Origin of the sequence: Mesorhizobium sp. Cs1299R1N1, from assembly GCF_037179655.1 — a bacterium.
GTDB lineage: Bacteria > Pseudomonadota > Alphaproteobacteria > Rhizobiales > Rhizobiaceae > Mesorhizobium > Mesorhizobium salmacidum.
In genome coordinates this window covers 219455-242121 of sequence record NZ_JAPYKR010000011.1, presented here as the reverse complement: position 1 = coordinate 242121, position 22667 = coordinate 219455, and the positions used below count along the sequence as shown (strand labels likewise).

At 59.2% G+C, this 22667-nt stretch carries 20 protein-coding genes and 5 pseudogenes; 8 read left to right on the top strand and 17 right to left on the bottom strand.

What is annotated here, in order from left to right; genetic code table 11:
- Window positions 1-162: 162 nt before the first annotated feature.
- Window positions 163-575: pseudogene (locus O7A70_RS24220) on the top strand (transposase); the annotation flags it as partial.
- 490 nt (window positions 576-1065) lie between these two features.
- Here O7A70_RS24220 and O7A70_RS24215 read toward each other — a convergent pair.
- Together O7A70_RS24215 and O7A70_RS24210 are read right to left on the bottom strand one after the other, a co-directional pair.
- Window positions 1066-1228: pseudogene (locus tag O7A70_RS24215) on the bottom strand (IS21 family transposase); the annotation flags it as partial.
- 589 nt (window positions 1229-1817) lie between these two features.
- The gene (locus O7A70_RS24210) at window positions 1818-2513 is read right to left on the bottom strand and encodes a class I SAM-dependent DNA methyltransferase (RefSeq protein WP_337142641.1); all 696 of its coding nucleotides are present in this window, start codon (window positions 2511-2513) and stop codon (window positions 1818-1820) included.
- A gap of 1171 nt (window positions 2514-3684) precedes the next feature.
- Between O7A70_RS24210 and O7A70_RS24205 the strand changes: the two genes are divergently transcribed.
- From O7A70_RS24205 to O7A70_RS34235, 4 genes and pseudogenes are all read left to right on the top strand, one after another.
- Window positions 3685-4281: a GNAT family N-acetyltransferase gene (locus O7A70_RS24205; protein WP_337142640.1), complete on the top strand. Its 597-nt coding sequence runs from the start codon at window positions 3685-3687 to the stop codon at window positions 4279-4281.
- A gap of 597 nt (window positions 4282-4878) precedes the next feature.
- A complete protein-coding gene (locus O7A70_RS24200) occupies window positions 4879-5481 on the top strand; it encodes a plasmid pRiA4b ORF-3 family protein (protein ID WP_337142639.1) in 603 nt (200 codons plus the stop codon).
- Between the two features lie 98 nt (window positions 5482-5579).
- The gene (gene istA / locus O7A70_RS24195) at window positions 5580-7085 is read left to right on the top strand and encodes an IS21 family transposase (RefSeq protein ID WP_442921206.1); all 1506 of its coding nucleotides are present in this window, start codon (window positions 5580-5582) and stop codon (window positions 7083-7085) included.
- Window positions 7085-7321 (top strand): annotated as a pseudogene (locus tag O7A70_RS34235) (ATP-binding protein); the annotation flags it as partial. The gene istA and the pseudogene O7A70_RS34235, both read left to right, overlap by 1 nt.
- A 98-nt stretch (window positions 7322-7419) precedes the next feature.
- On the opposite strand, the pseudogene O7A70_RS34230 reads toward O7A70_RS34235, so the two are convergent.
- Both O7A70_RS34230 and O7A70_RS24185 read right to left on the bottom strand, forming a co-directional pair.
- Window positions 7420-7518, bottom strand: a pseudogene (locus O7A70_RS34230) (recombinase XerD); the annotation flags it as partial.
- A 211-nt stretch (window positions 7519-7729) separates the two neighbouring features.
- Window positions 7730-7948, bottom strand: a pseudogene (locus O7A70_RS24185) (site-specific integrase); the annotation flags it as partial.
- 463 nt (window positions 7949-8411) lie between these two features.
- Here O7A70_RS24185 and O7A70_RS24180 point away from each other — a divergent pair.
- Together O7A70_RS24180 and O7A70_RS24175 are read left to right on the top strand one after the other, a co-directional pair.
- A complete protein-coding gene (locus tag O7A70_RS24180; protein WP_337142638.1) occupies window positions 8412-9074 on the top strand; it encodes a hypothetical protein in 663 nt (220 codons plus the stop codon).
- Window positions 9071-9574 carry a hypothetical protein gene (locus tag O7A70_RS24175; RefSeq protein WP_337142661.1) on the top strand — a complete coding sequence of 168 codons (504 nt, stop codon included), beginning with the start codon at window positions 9071-9073 and terminating at the stop codon, window positions 9572-9574. The genes O7A70_RS24180 and O7A70_RS24175 overlap by 4 nt, the downstream gene beginning before the upstream one ends.
- Window positions 9575-10162: 588 nt before the next feature.
- Here O7A70_RS24175 and O7A70_RS24170 read toward each other — a convergent pair.
- The 8 genes from O7A70_RS24170 to O7A70_RS24140 all read right to left on the bottom strand — a co-directional run bounded on the left by O7A70_RS24170 (window position 10163) and on the right by O7A70_RS24140 (window position 17457).
- On the bottom strand, window positions 10163-10945 hold the full coding sequence (locus tag O7A70_RS24170) for an ABC transporter permease (RefSeq protein WP_337142657.1): 783 nt from the start codon (window positions 10943-10945) through the stop codon (window positions 10163-10165).
- The gene (gene nodI, locus O7A70_RS24165; RefSeq protein ID WP_337142656.1) at window positions 10945-11889 is read right to left on the bottom strand and encodes a nodulation factor ABC transporter ATP-binding protein NodI; all 945 of its coding nucleotides are present in this window, start codon (window positions 11887-11889) and stop codon (window positions 10945-10947) included. Before nodI ends, O7A70_RS24170 begins: the two co-directional genes overlap by 1 nt.
- A gap of 332 nt (window positions 11890-12221) precedes the next feature.
- Window positions 12222-12473 carry an exopolysaccharide production repressor protein gene (locus O7A70_RS24160; RefSeq protein WP_337142637.1) on the bottom strand — a complete coding sequence of 84 codons (252 nt, stop codon included), beginning with the start codon at window positions 12471-12473 and terminating at the stop codon, window positions 12222-12224.
- 52 nt (window positions 12474-12525) lie between these two features.
- Window positions 12526-13128: an SAM-dependent methyltransferase gene (locus tag O7A70_RS34225; RefSeq protein ID WP_442921205.1), complete on the bottom strand. Its 603-nt coding sequence runs from the start codon at window positions 13126-13128 to the stop codon at window positions 12526-12528.
- Window positions 13125-14480, bottom strand: coding sequence for a chitooligosaccharide synthase NodC (nodC, locus tag O7A70_RS24155; RefSeq protein ID WP_337142636.1), 1356 nt, complete (start codon window positions 14478-14480; stop codon window positions 13125-13127). Before nodC ends, O7A70_RS34225 begins: the two co-directional genes overlap by 4 nt.
- Window positions 14481-14495: 15 nt before the next feature.
- Entirely contained in the window at window positions 14496-15155 is a 660-nt protein-coding gene (nodB, locus tag O7A70_RS24150; protein WP_337128391.1) for a chitooligosaccharide deacetylase NodB, read from the bottom strand.
- On the bottom strand, window positions 15152-15784 hold the full coding sequence (locus tag O7A70_RS24145) for a NodA family N-acyltransferase (RefSeq protein ID WP_337142635.1): 633 nt from the start codon (window positions 15782-15784) through the stop codon (window positions 15152-15154). Before O7A70_RS24145 ends, nodB begins: the two co-directional genes overlap by 4 nt.
- Window positions 15785-16674: 890 nt before the next feature.
- Entirely contained in the window at window positions 16675-17457 is a 783-nt protein-coding gene (locus O7A70_RS24140) for a sulfotransferase (RefSeq protein ID WP_337142634.1), read from the bottom strand.
- A gap of 509 nt (window positions 17458-17966) precedes the next feature.
- Here O7A70_RS24140 and O7A70_RS24135 point away from each other — a divergent pair.
- Window positions 17967-18908: a LysR family transcriptional regulator gene (locus tag O7A70_RS24135; protein WP_337142633.1), complete on the top strand. Its 942-nt coding sequence runs from the start codon at window positions 17967-17969 to the stop codon at window positions 18906-18908.
- Between the two features lie 380 nt (window positions 18909-19288).
- On the opposite strand, the gene O7A70_RS24130 is transcribed toward O7A70_RS24135, so the two are convergent.
- The 5 genes from O7A70_RS24130 to nifB form a co-directional block, all read right to left on the bottom strand.
- Window positions 19289-20164 (bottom strand): SIR2 family protein, encoded by an 876-nt coding sequence (locus tag O7A70_RS24130; RefSeq protein ID WP_337142632.1) that lies wholly within the window; start codon window positions 20162-20164, stop codon window positions 19289-19291.
- A 16-nt stretch (window positions 20165-20180) separates the two neighbouring features.
- Window positions 20181-20396, bottom strand: a complete 216-nt coding sequence (gene nifT, locus O7A70_RS24125) for a putative nitrogen fixation protein NifT (RefSeq protein WP_337142631.1) — start codon at window positions 20394-20396, stop codon at window positions 20181-20183.
- Window positions 20393-20719 carry a nitrogen fixation protein NifZ gene (locus O7A70_RS24120; protein WP_337142630.1) on the bottom strand — a complete coding sequence of 109 codons (327 nt, stop codon included), beginning with the start codon at window positions 20717-20719 and terminating at the stop codon, window positions 20393-20395. Before O7A70_RS24120 ends, nifT begins: the two co-directional genes overlap by 4 nt.
- Before the next feature lie 73 nt (window positions 20720-20792).
- The gene (locus O7A70_RS24115; RefSeq protein WP_337128379.1) at window positions 20793-20987 is read right to left on the bottom strand and encodes a 4Fe-4S binding protein; all 195 of its coding nucleotides are present in this window, start codon (window positions 20985-20987) and stop codon (window positions 20793-20795) included.
- A gap of 36 nt (window positions 20988-21023) precedes the next feature.
- Window positions 21024-22487 carry a nitrogenase cofactor biosynthesis protein NifB gene (gene nifB, locus O7A70_RS24110; protein ID WP_337142629.1) on the bottom strand — a complete coding sequence of 488 codons (1464 nt, stop codon included), beginning with the start codon at window positions 22485-22487 and terminating at the stop codon, window positions 21024-21026.
- Window positions 22488-22667 lie beyond the last annotated feature (180 nt).

The window sequence follows — 22667 nt, the reverse complement described above, 5'->3', positions numbered from 1 at the left end:
CATTTAAACCTCCTTGGCCGGAGACTATGAGACTGTTAGATCCCAACGGAAATCACTGTGTTCCTTGCAATCGGCATGCCGCCCAGTCTAGTTTCCATGCACATTCGTTAGCGAGTAGCGGAGACGCTTGCGCGCTCCATCGCGAGATGCTGAAGATCGAAGATCGCGCGCGCTGACAAGGTTTGCCGCAGATTGATGAGCACACCTGGGGTCGGCGCCTTGGTTGCGCTCACCTATCGCTCGGCGGTGGACGACCCGATGCGGTTTGGAAAATTCAGTGTGGTCGGAGCCTAATTGGGGCTTACGCCCATCAATCCGGTGAGACCGACCGGGACGGTGGTCTCAGCAAGGTCGGCGACGCTATGGTGCGAACACCGCTCTTTGAAACGGGAACATCGTGCTGACGCGGGCGACCCGCTTCTCAGGCCTGAAGCATTAGGCGCGCTTGACGTGGCGAACCGCCGGGCATGAAGCGCGCCAAGATGGCCCTTGCCCGCAAGTTGGGCATCGTGCTCCATCGCATGTGGGTGGATGCGACCGACTTCCGATGGAGCATGGCCGCAGCGATGGCATAGGTCCCGTCGCCGGGACGAGGGCGTGGCAAGGTTCAGGAGGGCGCTGCCGTTCGGCTTGGATCTGATGGCATAGTGTGGCGGCCTTCGCGCTGACCACGGACAGAAGCATTATCCTGACGATGAGATATCGTCCAGAGGAGACTCGACGAACCAAGACCCATTACAGAAGACAGTCTATGAGGCCTGTGCGGGTAAGAGGCGAACACCATGTTCGCACCGCAACGGCTGAATACTCGACACCTCCAATGTGTCAGGTCCCGGACATCCGTGTCTTCGACCGGACAGGGCTGCCACGGAACCCGATGCCGGACAAGCAGGCTGGAACACGCCCGACCGGATAGCGGTGCGCCGGCGGGGAGGGAACCTGTGATGCGGGTTGCACCAATCGATCCCGTCGAGGGTACGCGGTTATGTGACGTCCACATAACCGCGTACCCCGAGTTTGGAAAGTCGTGAAGGACCGAAACATTCGGACTTGCGGAGCCACTCAGTCGGCTAGCGTTTGCGTCCAGGTCGCCCGGCGAAGGTGTAGCTGGAGGGGCCCAGCACCGCCACGAAGATTTCCGCCTCGCGGACCTCGCCGGTTTTGCGATCAATCGGGATCTTCTTGCCGGAATGATCCACGAAGACTTGTCGCCCGCAGGGTGCTCCTGATGCGTTGTCGGTGACAGTCGCTGTTGGAGTCCCGCAGGATTCGACTGTAACCGCAGCCTTGATCGCCGTTTCGACTCTCGGACCCGTCGACGGCAACATAAAGGCCGCGTCATCCCATTGCTCGCAACCTGGCGCGGATGTCTTCTGTGCCTGCTGAACAGCATCTGAATATTCTGCGGCAGAAGATTCCAGACTGGGCAGGCCCAGGCCTCGGTGCAGTACGGCACCGCCACAGAATGCCCTTGCGTCCCGATGCATATCGGCCCGGCCGACCGCCAACCGGATCTGTACCTAGCCCAGAAGCGGCATCATGAATGCCCAGAGCCGCCGCCAGTAACGGCTGCGTAGTCAGCGGAAACAGCAGCCGCGCCTGCCTGCGATGTTCAGCTCTACGGCAAGGCTCATCGGAAACCACGACCAACTTCAGCAAGTCCTTCTTGCGGACCGCCAAGGGTGTGCACTCCATCACCGTCGGAGATTTCGCGAAATGGTGCCGGGATTGGGCTTATTGAGCCCAGCCGAACAGAGAGAGCGCCCCGCAGAGGGTTATGAAGAAGGGCGCGTATCCCGATCTTTTGCGCCAGATGATCACTTTTGCCTCTGGGGCGCCTGATGTACTCGGAAAGCCCAGTAATGCGCGCCCTCCTCCCCGACGTACATGCCGTTGCTCAGGTATTGTACTGGTGTAAGAATGCCCCCCTCCTGAAGACGGAGTACCTCGTCCTCGAAAGATGTTGCCTCCGAATAGCTCCTTTCACTGCTCACCACCAAAAATCCGTTCGGGCGTGTCACGCGGGCCAATTCGCGCAGCCCACCCGGGCGGACATGTCCGAGAGCGAAGACGCCGCAGCACACGGTCATGTCATAGCTCGCGCTCGAATAGTCCAAGAGCGGTCGATTGAGGTCGATATCTCCTTGAACATTGCGGTAGACCCCAATCTGCCTCGCCATTTCGGCCATCGTGTCGCAGAGATCAAAACCATCGATCCAGCGGAAGCCGAGGTGGTCCAATTCAATGCCAACTAGGCCTGTACCGCAGCCAGCGTCGAGGATTGCCATGGCTTCTCGGTCTCTGCCCATATAGGCTGCTTGCACGGTGCCAGCCAGTTCGGCCACGATCGAGGGGCTGCGGTAGTGTTCGCGCTCGAGGTCCAATTCGTAGCAGCCAGCCCATTCACGATAATATCGTACCAAGCGCTTCGCGTCACCGTTGAGCGCATGTGAAGCCTCGATCCGCTTTTGCCCGGCTTGCTTCAGTGCGTTTTGTGGGGTCAACCTGTTCATGAATTTTCTCCGTGTAGCATAGATGCAAGCTGACCTCCTTCAAACCCTGAGTACCAAGGACAGCTGTTTACGAAACTGCTCGCGAACACTTCGTCACCACCTGCCTGAAGCCCGCCGTTGCCAATTTGAACCTGCCGTTCGCCAGCGTCTTTCCTCCGCCATCGCCGTCCGCAAGCGGAGCCGGCTGAACCAGCGGACGTTGCCTAGGATTGCCCCTTTGCGCGAAGCGTGTCGTCGAATTGCGAGATATCTAATTAGCCATTTTCGTTTCATTCGTACTGAGTTCGTGTTGGAGAAGCGGCGCAACGACAGGACTCACGCCTCGAACGCCGTAACGAGAGTCCTCCATTCACCGCCAGTCTGATCCGTAACTGCGGAGCACCCATCGCCGTCTCTGGGATCTACAAGGATCGCCGTCGCTGGTTCGCGGCAATCAGCTTCGACAAGCCGTCATCCGACCGCTGGTCTCAGATCCCGCAGTCGTGCAAGGGGAAAATTCACAGCAGCAAGTTGCATGCCGCCTGGGCGCCATGGGCGTTGGCCTTCGTTGCAGCGGCGCAATGCCGGAGCACCTCATTTCTGGCCGCCGACGCAGTTGTCAAACTCCGAACATGAGGAAATCCCGCAGGTTCGAAGCGTTTTTCCTCAACTAATCTCGATATTGCAAAATCTGCTTCAACAGTTCGTCGCGCAACGAAGGCGGTTGCAGTCGTGATATTTCCGATCCTGCTGGCCGGCTTGATCCGTCTGAAACTGTGTCAACTCCTCCTGCAGAGGGAGCTGTATCGCTTTGCCTTCCCCCAAGGAGAGGCCGAGGTCGTCACATCTACGATCCGTTCGACGACTGCGATTTGCCGACGTTGCGGAAGGCCATCGACCCTGACAAGCTCGACCCAGACGTTCATCCTTAGTTCAGGTGTCATCGAGTGCGCCTTCCAAAAAGCCCTCGATACCCCAAAAGTTCTTACCCCCACCCGCTCCCGACAACGGTCGCCGCCGTCAGCCACCGTTACTTTGATCCGCATGTTACAACAAAGTTGCTGTTATTTAATAAATATTAACTTCTATATCTTGCCTGCTTATTTTAGAATGACCCATGCGAGTCAGCGAAGAAAAACGCGAGTTTCTTACCGAGCCTTACAAGCGTCCGTCCTGTGGGTGAGTCTGATCAATGGTGCTAACGACCCAACGTCTGATATTGCGTCCTTGGGAGGACAGAGATCGGATACCAATGGCGAGTATTTACGCCTCTCCCCACGTCAGGCGTTACCTTGCCAACCCCTTGACAGCAGAGGAAGCGCTTGTCGAAGTCGATCTTGCTGCCGAGCTTGCCCGGACCAATGGCTTTCATTTCCAGCCAGCGGAGTTGAGGAGCAGCGGGCGGCTTATAGGAATGATTGGGCTCGCCGTGCTGTCGGAGCCGGTACAGGCTGCTATCCACAGCCAGCCGTGCGTTGAAATAGGATGGTTTCTCGCCAAGGAGCATTGGGGTAAAGGCCTGGCGTCAGAGGGAGCACTGGCATGGCTCGAGTACGCTTGGTCAATCGATCTGCCGGAGGTTGCGGGCTTCGCGGCCAAGGAGAACGCGCCAAGCCAAAGAGTCATGCAGAAGATCGGCATGATCTATGATCCCACGTCCGATTACGAGCACCCCATGTGCGGCGAGGGTCATTGGTTGCGGCCCCAGGTAGTTTATCGGATTCGCAATCCGAAGTATGTGAGACCGGCATGCATTCAGCCTGACCAGAAGCCAGGCCCCCCTACCTAAGTTGGAGGAACAGTCCCTTGGTGCTGGCGGAGGTGCCGTAGCGGGGATAGTTGGAATTGCGAGTTCGCGTCGTCTCCGCGGTGTCAAACCTCCAATCATCCGGCCCTTGCGGTGCCGGGACAGGGACTACGCCATGACTTAGCGGTCTGGGTTAGTGCGCGGCGCCAAACACGGGATCTTCCGTGAAGGTGGTGCCGGGATTCACGGGCGGTGCGAATGAGTCCATAGAGTCGGAAGCGCAGTCGACGCCGATGATTGCCCCGTGCTCCATGCCTTCCGCTCGCTGGTCTCGCCCGAGCTTCCGATCGTCCAAATTCTCCCACAGGCCGACAAGGTTCAGTTCGACTAAGGCGAAAGAATCGTGCTGTCCCTCCTGCGGCTGCCGAACCGGTCGCGTCCACAGCCACTACATGCGTCGGGTCCCCATTTGACCGATAGCCTTGTGGCGAGGATTGCTGACCAAGCGCCTCCTCGGCCGCCCGAAGCTCGCTCAAGGCCTCTTCCCAGCGTCGCTCGAGTTCCCCGGCGACGAGACGATTGTCGGGGGGGCATGAAAAAGTTGGGGGTGTCCGTCCGCTATGGCTTAGCGTGGGCGCCATGTCTGACGATGGCCCATCTGGTGTTTACCGGTTGAAAGTGAGCTTGCGACGAATCTCGCCGATGATCTGGCGCAGGCTGCTGGTATCGGAAGAAATGACGCTCTTCGGTCTGCACCGAGCAATCCAGATCGCCTTCGGCTGGGAGGATTATCATCTGCACGCTTTCAAGCTGCATGGCAGGCATTATGGCACAACGCGGACAGGCGAGCGCCACCGTGACGGGGTAGGTAAGGAGGTCACGCTCACGGATCTTCAGCTGCGCGTGCGCCAGTGCATTCGACACGAGTATGATTTCGGCGATCTGTGGGAACACGAGATCCGTGTTGAGGCCAAGCTTGAGCGAGAGGCCGACAAGGTCTACCCGATCTGCATCGCTGGCGCGCGTGCCGGCCCGCCCGAAGATATTGGTGGCCCAAGAGGCTATGACGTTCTCCTCCACAGGTTCCGCTTCGGCGACATCGATGCGCTGCTTCGTCGAGATGAAGAATTGCGCGGCGACAACTACGGTGGCCGGTTCAGCGACGACTATGATGGCCGGTGGGTTCGCCCGTCGGGCCCGGTCGTAGGGAGGGGCGGAGCCCCGACCGGAGAGCGGGTCTGACGGGCGGGCGCGACAGAAGCCCTGCGAGGGGGCTCTGATCGGGGCGCGTGGAGTAGTGGTATTGGAACACCTATCGAACATAGCAGCGATAGGTACCGATGCCTGGCCTCCACATCACCGATCAACAGGTACATCGTTACATGTCTCAGCGTCGTCACCACACCCAGGCCGTTGCGGCCGCCAAGGCCGGTATCAGCGAACGTAGTGCACGCCGGATCGACAAGAATCCGCAGCTGCCATCGCAGAAGAAGCGCGAGCGGCACTGGCGTACCCGGCCTGACCCCCTCGAACAGATATGGCCACGCGTGGAGGAGCTGCTGAAGATCGCAGGCATCCTCTCCGTCACCATTTTCGAGACCGTGCAGGACGAGTTCGGGGAGGCCGCCGTCCCCGATGGCGTCAGGCGGACCCTCGAGCGCCGGATTGCCCGGTGGCGGGCCTTGAATGGGGGCGAGAAGGAGATCTTCTTCCCACAGCATCACGAGATCGGCCGGCAAGGCCTCTTGGATTTCACCGTCGCTGACGATTTGCACGTCACCATCGCCGGCCAGCGCTTCGACCATCGCCTCTTTCATTTTCGCCTCGCCAGCAGTGGCTGGGAGGATTCAGCGGTCGTGCTGGGTGGAGAGAGCTTCACCGCTCTGTCCGAGCACCTGCAGGATGCGCTGTGGAAGCTGGGAGGCGCACCCGCCGAGCTCCGCAGCGACTCCTTATCGGCCGCCTACAAGAACCTCGACGCCGACGCCCAGCGCGATTTCACCCGCAACTATGAAGCGCTGTGCCGACATTACGGCATGACGCCGACGCGCAACAACAAAGGTGTCGCCCATGAGAACGGTTCAATCGAAGCTCCCAATGGCCACCTGAAGCGACGGCTCGATCAGGCCCTGCGCCGCCGGAGCAGCCGCGATTTCGCCAGCATCGAGGACTACCGCCGCTTCGTCGATAAGGAGGTGGCCAAACAGAACCGACGCCGCGCCAAGCTCGTGGATGACGAGCGCCGGGTCCTCAAGTCGCTACCGCCTAAGCGAACCACGGATTTTACCCTGGTCAGCGCAGACGTCACGCGCAACAGCACCATCAGCGTCGACCGTATCACCTATTCGGTACCCTCGCGCCTCATCGGCTACCGCCTCCATGCCCATCTCTATGATGACCGGGTCGAGTTCTTCCTCGGGCCGGACCAGGTGATGACTGCCGCCCGGGTCCGCGTCAAACATGCGGAGCGAGGACACAATATCGATTTCCGGCACTTCATCGGCAATCTGAAGCGCAAGCCCCAGGCCCTGCGCTATCTGGTCTACCGCAATGCCTTGTTTCCCACCCATGCCTATGCTCGGGCATGGCAGGCGCTCGATGCCGCTCTCGATGCCCGGCAGGCCTGCCGCGACATGGTCGCTCTCCTCGATATTGCCGCTAGCGGCAACTGCATCGATGCTCTGGCCCTGCGTATCGAGGCCGCGCTCGATAGAGGCAGACTCCCCAATGTCGCCAAGCTGAAGAGCGAGTTCCTGCCCACGGTCAGAAGCCGTGTCGACGTCACCATCCCGCCGCCCGATTTCGCCGGGTACAACCATTTGCTCGCCAACGCACAGGTGCTGTGATGAGCAGGACCAAGGTTCAGGCCGCCGCCGTGCTGCCCACCCTGCTATCGGCACTGCGTCTGCCCAGCATCAGCCGCAACTGGAAGCATCTCACCGACACCGCCGATCGCGATGGCTGGCCCGCGGCCAACCTTCTCGCCTGCCTGCTCGAGATCGAAATGGCCGAGCGCGCCTCTCGACGCATCCAGCGCCATCGCGAACAGTCCGGCTTGCCGGCCGGCAAGACCTTCGCCACTTTCGATTTCGACTTCCCTTCCGGAATCCGAAAGCCCCATTTGCTTTCCCTGGCTGCTCTCCAGCGCCGTATCGCTTCGCTTGCGGCGGCGTGGAGCGGAACCAGCCTCTCCTTTTTCCCGTTTCCGACGCTCGTCAGCATGCGCTCGTTCTGGTGCACGACAGTGGCGGGCAGCCTGATGGCCTCGCTCACGCGCATTCCCGACGCATAGAGCGTGTCTCGAATAGCGCGGCGCGGCGCGCGAGGCTGGCCTGCTGGAACAGGCAGTGTCTTCGGCGGGAGCGATCGCTCTTTCGAGAAGACGCTCTACTTGGTCGATGGGCAGCACCGTGGGCAGCGGTCTCCGTCGCTTGATCGGGTCCATGAAAGAGGTTGGATCGCGATCGATCAGGCCATCGGAGGCGAGGAACCGAAACAGGCTTCTCATCACCGAGCAGCGGTTGACGATGGTTCCTTCCGCGTAGCCCTTCCTTGCCAGAAATCCAAGATAGTCAACGATGTCCTCGTGGCGTACGACGGGCAGCGTGAGCTTCATGGAGGACAGCCAGCCAAGCAAGAGATCAAGCCCGTCCTGGTAGCTGTCGAGGGTGGCGGCCGCAGCCCCATGTTCACCGGCCACCGCCTCCATGAAATTTCTGCAAGCATCCCGTCAGACGGCACTGATTTGGCTCCGGTCAGGCGGCCAGCGTGACCGCAGCGAACTGCGGCCGTCCCACATGCATGCCGCGGCGAGGCCATGGATGGCGCCATGTCGGGGCGCCCGTGGCAAGTCATCGATAGTGCGTATCTATTCGAGCAGACATTATCTATCTTATGCAACTTTAGGGTCGCCTCGGGTGCGTTTAAGTGTGTTGCGGTTTTAACCCCTGAGTTGACTCGCTCCTCCCGACACTTCGACTGAGATCGATCATCCAGAGTGCGGCATCATCTCACAATGTCGCATGTCGACCTCGATGCACCCGGAGAGCGGCCACCAGATACGGGCTGCTGCGCGGGTGCTTTCAGCGCGAACTCGATCGAGGTTCCTGATCCCATGAAGTTCGCCTGATCGTCTTGGCCAGTCCCATCAGATTGCTTTGCGCCAGAGGCTGGTGAAGCCGACGCGCCAGACGCTTGTCGGGAAGAGCCGCCTTGGAAAGCTCTTCCTCCTGCCAAGCGGCACAGCGCGCGTTGCGGCGAGCGAAGGTCCTATCCTTATCCTGCAGGACACGACCGAATTTATCTACAGCCGCGCAGCCGGGCAAATCGGCTTCACCAAGACCATCAACGCCGGGCGCTACAAGACCGGGCAGCCCAACGTGCAGACCTTGTGTGGTGTGCTGATGCATTCGAGCCTGGTCGTCGCCCTCACCGGCACACCCCTCGGTCTGACGGCAGCGAAGTTCTGGACACGTACGAAGTTCAAGGGAACGCTCGCGCTCAAGCGGCGCATCAATCCCACGCGCGTGCCAATCGAGACGAAGGAGAGCTACCGCTGGCTGGAGAACCTGCGCCAGTCCATCGCGCTCGTTGGCGCGCCCGAGCGCTGCGCGCATGTGGGCGACCGGGAGAGCGACATCTCGAGCGCTATTGCCGCGCAGGGCCTTGGGACCTGCTTCCTCGTGCGGGTGCAGACGAACAGGCTGGCCGAGCGGCCTGCCGGTGCTGCCCATACGATCCGGCTCATCGCGTCTTTGCCCAACTTGCGGCGGCGCCTTGGTCGGGACGTCACCACATTTCGGTCGGTCGGGGCGACACGACCTGGCTGCATGTGAAATTCGCCACCATCAACACCTTGCCGCCCGTGGGCAAGCAGAAGCGCTACAGTCCGCAGATTCTGACATACATCCACGCTCTCGAAGAGGATCCGCCGCCTGGACGCGATCCGATCGACTGGAAGCTGGTGACCAACTTGCCGGTCGACGATCTCTCCGCGGCAGTCGAGAAGCTCGGCTGGTACGCCCTGCGCTGGAAGGAGGAGGTGTTCCACAAGGTCATGAAGTCCGGATGCCGTGCCGAAGAGGCGAGACTGGAGACCGCCGAGAGGCTGGCGAAGTTCCTCGCCCTCATCGCAGTGGTTAGCTGGCGCATATTCTTCGTCACTATGTCGGCGCGCGCCAAGCCAGACGCCGCCCGACAGCGTTCTCACCTTCGCCGAAATCACTGCGCTCGACCGGATCGACCCGTCTCGGACGCGACCGCGCCTCCAACGGCACGCTCGCTGCTTACCTCCTGCAATTGCCATCCTCGGTGGCTATCTCGCCCGCAAGCATGATCCGCCTCCCGGAATCGTCGTCTGGCGTGGCATGACTCGCCTGCACGATATCGCCCTCGGCATCTCAATTGGGTCAAGCCGACGATGTGGGTAATTGAAAGCTTCGCCGGAGGTCTACGGAAGTACATGCACCACGCTCGACTTCTCCCGACCGGGAAAGCCAACCGACAACGCTTACTCAAGGCGCTGATCTTGGCGAGCTCGAAATCCGGCCTGCCAGCCGGTTCGGCCGCCTCCTGAATTCCGCTATAGAGCCGGTCAGGGTCAACCGCAGTTTGCGCATCTGCCGAATGTTTGCCGCCGAGGCCGCAGCACGGTGCGACCAATCTCAGACATTGCTCTTACGACGGCTAACTCATCGCACTTATACCGCGACAATCTGGTAGTGGCCTCTCACCTCGGCAGTGCTGACCTCGTTTATGCCGGCACCATCGCACCGTGAGTTGAGCGCCCCGGCGCTCCGAATTTTGCTCCTTAAGCTTACCGTGCCCACGCCAAGCGCGCTTACCTTCAGGCTTTCGAGCAGTTTATGATGGGTCGCATCGGCCCATCTTCTTTTCTCGTATTGGCCGTCAATTCGTTAATGCGTCAAGGCATGAGACGTCGGCGTAGCAGTGCCGAGGACAGGAAGAACGGCAACACTGTGTAGATGCACAACGCCCCGATATGCAGGCCGATGCTGACGGCCGGGCGGCCAAGGATGGCCGGTCGAATGAGCTCGATCGAATGCGCAAGCGGCAGGAACTTGCCTATCTGCTGAAAAACACCGGGCATTCGGCTCACCGGGAAGAGAGCCCCCGATAAAAACAACATGGGTGTGATGACCAGCGTCTGATAAAAGACGACATAGTCGTAACTGGGCGCAAGCGCCGTCACGACCATCGCCAGGCTCGCGAAAGCCAGGCCAGTAAGCGCGATGGCAGGCAGCGCATAGAAGGCTGATGGCCATGCTACATAACCCAGCACGGTGGCCACAATCATGATTCCCGTGCCGGCCAGAAAGGCCTTTGTGGCTGCCCACGCCAGTTCACCCAGCACGATGTCACCGAGCGTGAGTTGTGTGTAAAGGATTCCTTCCCAGGTCCGCTGCATGCGACCGAAAGTTGCATAGATCGTTTCGAAGGTGGAGGAGGTCATCGCGCTTGCGGCGACCATGCCGGCTGTCAGGAACGCAATGTAGGATATACCCTCAACGCGCCCTACCATTATTCCAAGGCCGAAGCCGAGCCCGAACAGGGAGATCATAGGGTCGGCCAGATTCCCGATGAGCGACGCAAGCGCCACTTTCTTCCAGGCCAGGTAGTTACGGCGCCATACAGCGACCCAGTTCCAGGGGTTGGCCGGCAGAGCCGCCGCATAACGGTGACCCATCATCGGTACTCCATCCCGCGCCCGGTCAGCCGCAGAAAAACGTCCTCCAAATTCGGTGGACGCTGCAGGAGACGCAGACCCGCGCGTCCTTGCAGTTGCATACGCACCTGCTCTGGATCGGGCCCATAGCAAAAAAGCGTCTCACCGCTCATCTCGATGCGCTGTACGAATGGCTCGATCATCGCACTCAGTTCATGCGGATCACCACCGTATATTTCGAGAACGTCGCACCCGATCTGCTCTTCGATCAGCGCGTGTGGGCGACCTTCAGCGATAATGCGCCCTCTCTCAAGAACGCAAAGGCGGTTGCACAGCCGCTCGGCCTCTTCCATGAAGTGAGTGGTCAAAATTATCGTCTTGCCCTGCGCCAGGAGCTTGCGCAGCCGCTCCCAGATCAGATGCCGGGCGTGCGGATCGAGGCCCGTGGTGGGCTCGTCCATGACAAGCAGCTGTGGGTCGTTGATCAACGCTCGCGCGAGCGTGAGGCGGCGCTTCATGCCACCGGACAGTGCGCCGACGCGGGCATCAGCCTTGCTCTCGAGGCGGGCGAACTCAAGCAGGGACGGTATGACCGCTCTTAGCGCGCGCGTGCTCATGCCGAAGTAGCGCCCGAAAACCAACAGGTTCTCACGTACGGTGAACTCGAGATCAAGGTTATCGAACTGCGGGACCACTCCAATGCGCCCGCGTGCCAGGCGCGCGCGTGCTGGTACTGGCATGCCGAGCACCGTGATCTTACCGGAATCAGGTGGGGTCATGCCGAGGAGCATACGCGTGATCGTGCTTTTGCCGGCCCCGTTCGGGCCCAACAGACCGAAGCATTCTCCTGCCGCGACAGTGAACGACAGCCCGTCCACAACCAACTTGTTGCCGTATGACTTGCTTACGCCGTCAAGGTCGATCGCTAGCGTGGACATGTGCTTGTCTCGCTCTGCAGAAGGCAGTCGACCAGCCTCAGGTGCCCTGCATAAACTCGCGATCACTCGAGGGGGAGAGAGGGAGGGCGCCCCGCTGACGGCCTCGGCTGGCGAATTGGCGTCACCCTGCCAGAACGCGCTCACTCGCTTGGCCCCACCCCTACCATGCCGACCCTGTCCCGCGACGGCGGTCCACTCGTGTTAAGATGCCTGTGGATCTGATGGGGCGGACCCTCGCCGTGCTTCTCCTGTTCAAAGTGACAGAAGAGGCGTCCGGCCTCGACATGGGCAATCACCCCTTCACGCAGTACCTTCATACCGTCCATGCGCATAGTGCCTCCATTTTTGGCGCCCGCAGGCTATCCAGCCTTCCCAGAGTGATCGTCGCTGGCTTCACTCAACCGCTCCGCCTCTGTTGTGTGTGGTCGTGAACGGCTCGTGGAGCTCTGCTCGGTCCTCCACACCAGACAGAGCATCGCTAAGAAATACCCGACCTGAGCGAGCACGGCGCAGAGAGCCGTCTGAACGAGCGAACTGGTCAAGCAATAGGTCAACAAGGCGGAAGCCGCCAATGCGCCGATCACGTGGATCAAGAAATAAGATGCCTCCATTCAGCTCTCCCCGTGTGCCGGTATCCGATGCACCTGAAGCCGAACGGGACTTCTAAAGCGAGCAAGCAATGTTTGTTGATGGTTCACTTGGCTTCCGCTCGTGATCGACTTGGTCTTGCGTGACATGGCCGTCGCGTTGTCGGCGCCAGCGGGGTGTCCCTGCGCCGATAAGTGCATCGCGCGCTGATCCGAAATCAGATTCCCACCCGACGCGAGCACACTCGCCAGCTTCCCGATGGGCACACGCATGTCGGCCATGGCCACGGAAGCCGTGTAGAACTTCTGGCACGATGATCAGCCCAAACGGCCTCTCGTTCAAAAACCATCTGACCTCACCGATACTCAAGCAGGCGTGTTGCGGCTCGTTCATTCGTTCGCGCCTTTGGTTTTTTTGCTCGGGCCACCGCAGCGAGGACCCGGAGCTTATGGCCGCGGGGCGAAAGGCTTCGTCAAATGCCCCAAACGCGCATCCGATTTGCAGCGCGTATGTGACAGACCCCTGGGTAAGCGACAGGTCGAGCGCTTGCGGGTGACGCCTGCCTTCGAACGGATTGCCGTCGAACCGCCAGGGATCATCCGTGGCCAATTCCAAATGCGGCCAATGACGACTGTCGTGCTCTGCCAAGACTGTCTCCCAGCTCCGATCCGCAATCATTCTTGGCCGCCGATTCCGGATGATGTCACCGTCGAAAAATCCCTCAAAAGAGTGGGCCTGTGCGATGGCGCCGCATCTTCCGACGCGTCGGCGGTTCTCGAACCAACGCTGGCGATTCTGATCGGAACATCTTTGCCACCGCTGCTTGGCACAGTGGCAGCAGAGTTGCGCGACAACCAATCGCTATTGCTCAAGGTGCAAAGCGCATACGCTTTCAAAGGAAGCAAAAGGAACAGATTGATGGGTGTATGGAGACAAAATCCAAGAAATCGCAGTTCGCGAGCACGAAACGCTGCCACGCTGCAGCGGATCAGCGTCATGGCCGCAATCATGATGCCAGTCCACCAAGGCACTTCGTCAGCCAGCGCAAGGTGCGCGATCCCTGTTACCACCGACACTGCGAGGAGGAGCGGCCCGACATTTTGCCCGACCACGTCCAAGGTGAGATAGCGATCGAGGCTGGGTAGCAGGCGCAGCGAAAGCAGCGTGTCTCTGAAGGTGCTTCGCGCCCAGCGCAGTTGCTGGCGTAGATATGGCCGCAGCCGATCCGGCACGACCGTTGCCGCGATCGCGTCCGGAATGTACTCGGTTCGAAGTCCCGCTTTCAGCATGAGGATCGTCAGATGGCGATCCTCGCCGAAGTCGCTTAGCTTCCCACGGAACAGCTGCGTTTCGTATTGATCAAGAACCATAAGCAGCGCCAACCGGCGATACATCGCACATGGGCCACAGCAGCACATAACCGCACCGAAACGAGCTTGGGCCGCACGCTCCTCGTTGCAAGCAAGCCAGTATTCCATGTCGATCAACCGGGTCAGCCAATTCTCGTTCCTGTTGCTGGCTATCAACTGACCCATGGCCGCGCCGATCTGGGGATCTCGCATCTTTAGCGCGAGCTTCGTCACCACATCGGAAGCGAGCGTTGTGTCGGAGTCGACGTTGAGCACCAAATCTCCGGATGAGCGGCGGATCGCAGCGATCTGCGCCTTGCGCTTTCCAACATTGCGCGGGAGAAGAATGAAGTTGAACCTCGGATCACGCGCATGGATATTGTGAACGGGTCCGACGGCAACCCGATTTGCAGACCCGTCATCAACCACATAGACCCGCAGTTTTCCGCCGTAGTTTTGGTCCGCAATAGAAGCTAGGCAGGCAGAGAGCGTGTCCGGATCCTCGTTATAGCATGGGATGATGACATCCACGCTCGGCAGAAGTTGGGAGCTGGTCGGGCCATCCGAGGTCGACGACAGGTCTGCCGATGAAGCATAAACCGTTTGCATGCCTTTGTAGGCAGTCGAGAGCAATGCGTAGATCGAGACAGCACCAATGCTGGTTGCGTCGAGCAGGTTCATGGGATGTCGCTTTGTTCAGTGGGTTGGGGGGAGGGAGCGGATTGCAAATCCCCGCTCGTGCAACTCTGGGATCAGATGAGACAGGGCCTTCAGCGTCTGGTCCCGCAGAGCGGCCTCAGCATCCGGTCTGAACTCGTTGGGAGGACAGCCATCGTGCAAGAGCACGATTGCGCCCGGGCGGACGGAGGCCATTACCGTACCGACAATCGCCTCGACGCCGGGCCGAGACCAGTCTTGAGGGTCGATCGACCAATGGACCGGCGTCAGACCAGCGCGCGCACAGGTCGTGAGGACTTGTTCCGTCCAATTGCCATACGGAGCGCGCATATGCGCCAGTGAGGCCTCGGGACATGCCAGCCGGATGACCCTGTTTGTCTCAAGTATCTCATACTGTATCTGCCCAAGATGGCATTCGGACGGCTCCCGATGCGTCATTGTGTGATTGCCAACCTGGTGCCCTTCTGCAACGATCCTTCGGATGAGGTCGGGATGTTCCGCCGCATACGCCCCGACGACGAAGAAAGTTGCCGACGCCCGGTTTTCCGCAAGAAAATCGAGGATGTACGGCGTGCAGCCCGGATTAGGACCGTCGTCAAACGTCAAATAAACTGTGCGATCGCCGGCGCCGTCGGCACATTCCCCGCGCACTTCGGGTATGCAGCTGAGGGGTCTCACAGCTCTGGCCCGTTTCGATCGATTATCGTGCCGGCCGGCCATTCGGATATCGGCTGTGCAATCGGGAGAACGATGAGAACTACATCCTCGGTGCGGGTGGGTGGTTTGTCGAGAAGGGCACGGGGAAGGGTTGATCGCACACGGATCCCGGGCATGATCGTCGCCAGACCGTTTCGGCTGAACCTTGCGATATGATGCCGCAGCGCAGGTCGAACCGCGCCGAATGCGAATGGGACTTTGAGCTCCTGCAGTACCGGATGCATGACCCGGACTGAATGCGCAATCCAGAGCCCCTCAAGATCCGGACGTACACCATACAGGCCAAGTTCACCCACCAGCAGATCGACGGCGCCGATCCTGATGAAGCGACGCAGCAGCCCGATGTGAGCTGCTACCCCATTCGAGTCATAGCCGATTGCACGGAGCTCAGGCCTCGCGCCGGCCCAACTTTTACTGCCATCGAATGGTTTTGCGTGGAATATCCCAGTCGGACCATAGGTCTTTCGGAAGAACTCTGCCAGTTCTATATGGTCGTCAAGGCTAAGTTCATTTTCCCAGCACAGTCGCCAACGCAATTGGCAGCGCCTTGAAGAAGCTATTAATTCTTGATGTGTTGCCAAGCTACTCATCACGCGATCCGATCTAAAGCGAATTAGAAATGCACACGATACGGGCTGAGCATCTCAGCGGGAGGGTTGATAAGTTCAGTTGGTATGATGGTATCTATGCACGACGCCGAAGAGCATGATTTCGAAGGATATACCACTGGACTGCTTGTTCTACATACCAAGTGTTGCCGGGGGAAGGTTGTGGAAATCCATCCTTAGTTCTAAGCTTCGGGTGCTTTAATGCAGCATCTGCTAAAGTTGGTAAAATCGAATGTTTTGATGGGAATTATCCAGGTCATGGATGGGGTAGTCGCCGAACTTGGGTAGCATCAAGCGTCACGGACCTTTCGATCGCTTCGTTTGACGTGTCTGTTCTAAAGTCACGATTTGCGACCGTGGCGCTGAGTGACCCATAAAGGGAGGCTCCTGCTGATCGCGGCAGGTGTGGGGCGAACAGTTCCCGCAGCGAATGCGCCACCGGAACAGGGCTCATGCAAGAGACCCATCGCAATCTCCATGAGGCGGGAGGTCCGACAGCATCCCGCGGCAATAGACCCGCCGCGGCCCGGCCGTGAGAGGGGGAAAGCCATAGCTGGGAAGGGGACGATGGCCCGATCCCGCCAGCAGAGCCGACAGTAGGACACGCCGTCCGGGAGGTTTTCTTGGTCCCATGCCAATGACGCGGGCCAGACCGGGAACGATCCCGTCAACCGCCCTGAGATGCCAGACACTCGCGCTCGCAAGAGATCAGCCACGGTGCTCCTCGCATAAGGAGAAGCCGGGCAATGTCATATGTGGTGTCCAGATTTGGATGCCCGGTGCTCGCCTTTATCGTCGATCTACTTTTCGCCGAAGCTCGACGCTGCGCCTTCGCAATGGGCTGCTAAGGTCCTTTCCGCCGGAACCCGGGGCTAACCTTGGGCAGCCCGCTCGTTCCCGCCGCCACAGCGATTGAGGCGGTCACCGAGCTCAAAGAAGCTCGCGTAAGGTCCGCCTGAGAAGTGGCGTCGCAACTCTTCGAAATTCTCTATCGTTTCGTCCAGGGGGCGCGCTTCCTGGCGCTTCAGGTTTGAGGTACCAGAGAGCCCAACCGCCGGAACCCCGAGGAAATCCCAAATCTTAGCCAAGCACGACGAGGGTTCGCCAAGAAGGTTCTCGTACTCGACCGCATGCAAGTCGCTGCAGGCGAAGGAGCGCGTGACGCGACTGTGGAATTCGTCGGCGGCCTTGAAATAAGCCTCGCAGCAGGCGATTGCTAGTTTCACGGGCGGAGCCGCGTCGTTGTCCGAGCTGAACTTCAGCCATTGCCGGGTTTGCCTCGCCTGTGTCAGCGATCGAAGCGATTCCAATGTGTTCTTGCGGACCAGAAGGATAACCTTGAGATCTGGCCAACAGGCGAGCTCGGCAAAAAAGCTCGGACGGTCGTGGAACTGAGGTTCATTGATCTTGCAACCAACGCGCGTCAGCTTCTTGTCGGTTTGGTTCGGGTAGCGCAAGTAGGCAAGCTCAAGGAGCTCGCGATCGCCGCCGATCAAACGGTCCTTATCGAGCCAATTCGTGTCGTAGGTGTTGAGCAACTCCCCGTTGCTCAGGACATTCGGATGCTCGTTCAGCATTTCTTCCAGATAGTGCGTGCCCGTCCTAGGCATCGCAAGGATCACGAATGGGCCGGGCGCCGGCACGGGTTGGGTCATTGCTTGTATCTCCGATCAGCATTGCAGATGATAACTCGGCCAAGACTACGAGACGCGGCGAGATAAAACCACGCAGTAGCCAGATGTGAGTTGCTAGAACGTCGCAAGCTATGGGCACCAACGATTTTTCGCAGAGATCTATGCTTTAGATAGAATTATCTTTTCGGCTGCAGCCACTAACATGCGAGCTATACGACGATATATTTGTATTACTGTCATAGTTCTTCAATAACCCACATCGACGATCCAACTTAGAACAGTTTGGAAACTGTCGGCTCCAAGCAGCCCAGGAGGTGCTTTGTTGCGGGTACGCCCAACAAGATCGCGGTGCTGGACATTGCGGATTCGTTGATGCTCGGCGTGCTCCTCAGGGAGCAGGGCAACTGAAGAGCCATGGTTATGCATCTGAAGAGACTCTCGCGGTTGACATTTTTCTATGCGGCATTCCATAAGCCGCGTAAAATCTAACGTTTTGATGCCTCCCATCCACGCTATGGATAAAATGTCACGTGCGCTTCAAAGGCCTTGATCTAAACCTCCTCGTCGCGCTCGACGCTCTCATGAACGAGCGCAACCTCACCGCTGCCGCACGCAGCATCAATCTGAGCCAGCCGGCCATGAGCGCGGCTGTCGCCCGGTTGCGGGACTTTTTCCATGATGAGCTATTTACGATGAAGGGCCGCGAACTTGTCCCAACGCCCCGTGCCGAAGGGCTGGCCCCCGCCGTCCGTGAGGCTCTGCTGCACGTTCAGCTCTCCATCATTTCCTGGGACATGTTCAACCCAGCTCAATCGAAGCGCCGCTTCCGGATCAGCATTTCCGATTTCATGACGTCCGTATATTTCCAATCGGTCGTGGAGCGTGTCGCACGGGAAGCGCCCGACGTCAGCTTTGAACTGCTGCCTCTGTCCGAGGACCCCGATGAGCTTCTGAGGCGCGGGGAGATCGATTTTTTAATTCTTCCAGACGTGTTCATGTCGAGCGCGCATCCTAGAGCAACACTATTCGAAGAGACTCTCGTTTGCGTAGGCTGCCCCACGAACAAGGCGCTATCAAAACCGCTTACGTTCGAGCAATACCTGTCGATGGGGCATGTTGCCGCCAAGTTCGGACGCACGCGGCAGCCCTCCATCGAAGAATGGTACTTCCTCGAGCACGGGATCAAGAGACGTATCGAGGTCGTCGTACAGGGCTTCTGCATGGTCCCGCCCATGTTGACGCGGACGGAGCGGATAGCCACCTTGCCGTCGCGGCTGGTTGATCACATTGCAGGAGCAATACCGCTGCGGATCGCTGAAATTCCGCTGCCGCTTCCCGCATTTACCGAAGCCATACAATGGCCTGCTCTTCACAACAGCGATTCCGCAAGCATATGGATGCGCGAGATATTATTGCAGGAGGCATCCCGAATGGGTCCGCCGCGCAAGGCTGCTGCAGGTGTCACCTCCTAATTCGATGCAAATTTGCCTAAAGGGCACATAACGCGAGAACGTCTCTGTCCGCATGTGTTGCCCCGAGCCATGTGAGAATCGTTGTGCATTGCGAGACGCACGCAGTGGTTCGGCGGTGGTAAACTGATTGTGGCATGGTCAACGTGTCTCGAATGTCTCTGGTGTATACCGCGACTCCCTCAAGTTGGCGTCTGATCCCGACGCATCTGGCAGCATCGTTGACTCACCTGCGCTAGTCAAACCGCATTCAGACCGCTTCACCACGCTGACTCCAGCGCCGCGCAACAATCCCCGCGTGCCGGAGACCCCGGCTAAGCGACGCCGTCGTCTGCCTGCTCAAAATGAAAGGATTCGCGTTCGTCAACCTGGAATTCTTTGGCTTAAGGCGATCCGGCAAGCCGATCCGCAGCTTTGTCTATCGGCATGTCAATGACTGTGACTGCGCACTCTGCCAGGAAACGGCGTTCGTTTCTGGTCAGCACAGACCCATCGATTAGCGCACAATGTGGCCCGTCGGAGCGCTTCATGATCTGCCGGGCGTAGGTACGTAACATCTGATCGTCAAAGCGGCAGCCGACAAAGAAAAACCCCCGATTGCTGCGCCGCTGCTTCACCTGATCGGGAATTGGCGTCTGGATGTCGATGTCTGTTAGCACTTCGACATAGTCGGAATCTGAGACCAGGAAGTTTGCGGCCGGCCTGATGCTGCCATGAGGAACATAGAGAACCGTCTCTACCGGTGGTACCCGGTCGAGTTCAATTCCGGACAAATCGTAGGCTTTGGTCCAAATGTCACTGATTTCGGTCGCCCGCGTGACGCCTTGTATTTCGACAACATCCCTTCGGCCGGTCGCGATCAGGGCCGCGCGCATGGCACCATCATACCAACTGTCAACGATGAGCGAGAGCGGCAGCGTGGCGAGCCAGGTGTGGAGGACCGTCGGCACCGCAGGCGCGGCGAAGATTTCGGCCATCCAAGCCTGAAGCGTCCGCCGATGCCGTCGCTGTTCGATAAACTGCGCCACAGACCACATATTGGTGCGAATCTTGGAGGGGGCTGGGGCGCGCTCGTTGAGGGCCGCGGCGACAGCTTCCGGAGTATGCGGTAAGGGCGATTTCGCGCAGCCGAGCCGGAGCAGACCAGGACCAAGATAGGGAATGATCGCGTCTGCGACCAGCGCTCCCTTGAGCAGGTCAAGCCGCGTCTCGGCATGACTGTCCCGGGTGATTAGAAGATGGCGCGCGATGGTGTTCATGCCCGTTCCTCTACCGTCAGTCTGCGGCGTCGGAAACTTTCCGAGCCTCAACAGTGATCGGCAAACGTGTGTCCTGCGGAAGCTCAGGCAGAACGAAACGCCAGCCGTTTTTGAGCACCACGGCCCCGCCCCACAGGCTTTCATTTTCGACCTCGATGATCGGCTCTTCGAGATCCTTCTTGGGGATATATGCCGACAGGCCAGCATCGGTCTTGCGGATCATTATCTTCATGTGGCTGCTCGCTCGTGAGGAGCGTCAGTTATTTCGGCACCGAAAGCAGCAGAGGACGTGTCGAGGCTTATCATTTCACGAGTCCGCATGCCCACCACCGTCCCACGATCGACCCACTCGACCGCATAGATGTAAAACTGCTGGAGAAAGGTGCCGATGTCGCGCACATATCCTTCGTCACCTTTCCGCACCAGGTTCTCGCCAGTCGCCCGGCCGGGATAGGTGCCGTCATTCTTGATGTGGCGTGTGGCGCGGACCCTTTCGCCCGGCATAAACCTCGGAGGCTTATGGATTTCGACCTCCTGTTCGCGCCAGAGGTTCATGGCTGTTCTTCCTTTTCGCGGTTGGAGATCTGGGGCGACGAACTTCAAGGCACGTCGCAAAGCGATCGGAAGGTCAGGCGGGAACGCAGGTCATCTCCACCGGACAGACGGAGGCGCATTGCTGTGCCTCAAATATGTCCTTGCATTCGGTGCACTTTTTTGCGTCGATGACGTAGGCTTCGCCTTTGAATTTGATCGCACCAGAAGGACATTCGAACTCGCAGGCACCGCATTGAGTACATTGGGATGCGATGATCTTGAACGCCATTTTTCTTCAACTCCTGGTCAATTGGATTGAGAGGTCTCAGGCCGTCGCGGCCAAGGATCCGCCCCCAAATTCGGCAGCGTAAATCGTGCCAATCGCGGTCTCGATATGCTCATAGCCATAATCATCGATAGCGCGGATCCCGGCTGCCCTTAGCCGAGCCTTCGGGCATTCTCCGATCTTGGCGCACAGCACGACCTCTATGCCGTCGAGGGCAGCGAGGACGCCCTCTAACGCGGAATCCTCGCCCCAGCCACCCAGGCAATATTGCTCAACCTTGCGATGCCCGACCAAGCTGATCCCTCTCGGCGAGGCCTCGTAGATCTGGAATTCTCTCACGTGGCCGAAGTGCTCGTTGACGCGGCCGCCGCCCTTGCTGGCCACAGCGACAAGAAGCGACTTGCCCGAGCCGGTTGCCTTGACCGTTTCGAGCGCTCCACTCTTCGCCGCCACGTGATCGCCGCGCTCGCGCGCCACCACTTCACGATAGGCGTTGCGCTTGCTAGCATCGTAGGTGACCTCGTCGGCAATGTGATCGAGCGTGAAGTCCTGGCCACGATCCTCGCCGAGCAGGCCAACGGCGTCGGCCCGGCACTGCCGGCAATGCCGCATCAATTTTGCGCCGCCTTCGAGGCGATCCTGAAGAGCCTTCAACTCCATCGCCTTTGGCCCGCGTCGGCCGATCAGGCCGTAGTGGGTACCATGTTTCGGGTCGGAAATCAGCGGCATGACGTTGTGAAGGAAGGCGCCGCGCTCCTTTACCCATTTGTTCACCTTGACAAGGTGCTCGTCATTGACGCCTGGGATCATCACCGAATTGATCTTGATAAGGATCCCACGCGCCGTCAGCATCTCCAGGCCCAGCATCTGCCGCTCATGCAGGATCCTGGCCGCCTCGACGCCGGTGTAGCGGCGGTGCTTGTAGAAGATCCAAGGATGGATCTCTGCGCCGACTTCCGGGTCGACCATGTTGATGGTGATTGTAACGTGATCGACATTCATGTCGCAAAGTTCAGCGACATGGTCCGGCAGCGCCAGCCCATTGGTCGAGATGCACAGCTTGAGATCGGGGATCTCCTTGGCAACTCGTGCGAACGTTGTCCTGGTCCTGTTCCAGTCGTAGCAGGCATCTCCCGGTCCGGCGATGCCGAGCACGGAAAGCTGCGGCACGTCATTGGCGACCGCGATCACCTTGCGGACTGCCTGGTCTGGGGTCAGCTTTTCCGAGACGACACCAGGTCGGCTCTCATTGGCGCAGTCATATTTGCGGTTGCAGTAGTTGCATTGGATGTTGCAAGCTGGTGCGACCGCCACATGCATGCGGGCGTAATAATGGTGCGCTTCTTCTGAATAGCACGGATGATCCTTGACCTTCTCCCAGACAGCCGACTCCATGGCGTCACGGCTTGCGGGCGAGCCGCAGGTTGAAGAGGCGCATCCAGCCGATTTCGCGGGCGAGATCTTTTTGGTCTCGCTTTCAAGCGAAGTCATCGGTGGGGACATCGAATAGCTCTGTTAGGCTGACGTTACACTTCCAGGCGCAAGAGCCGTGCCAAACCCCGCAGAGGCGGCATTCAGCTAAAATCTCGGCTTCTCGTGTCTGGTTTGTCAGCTGCTTACGACTTCGGTTCTGTCGGACCTCCGACATTGACGAAGCCAATGGATCCGAGAGGATCGGTCTTA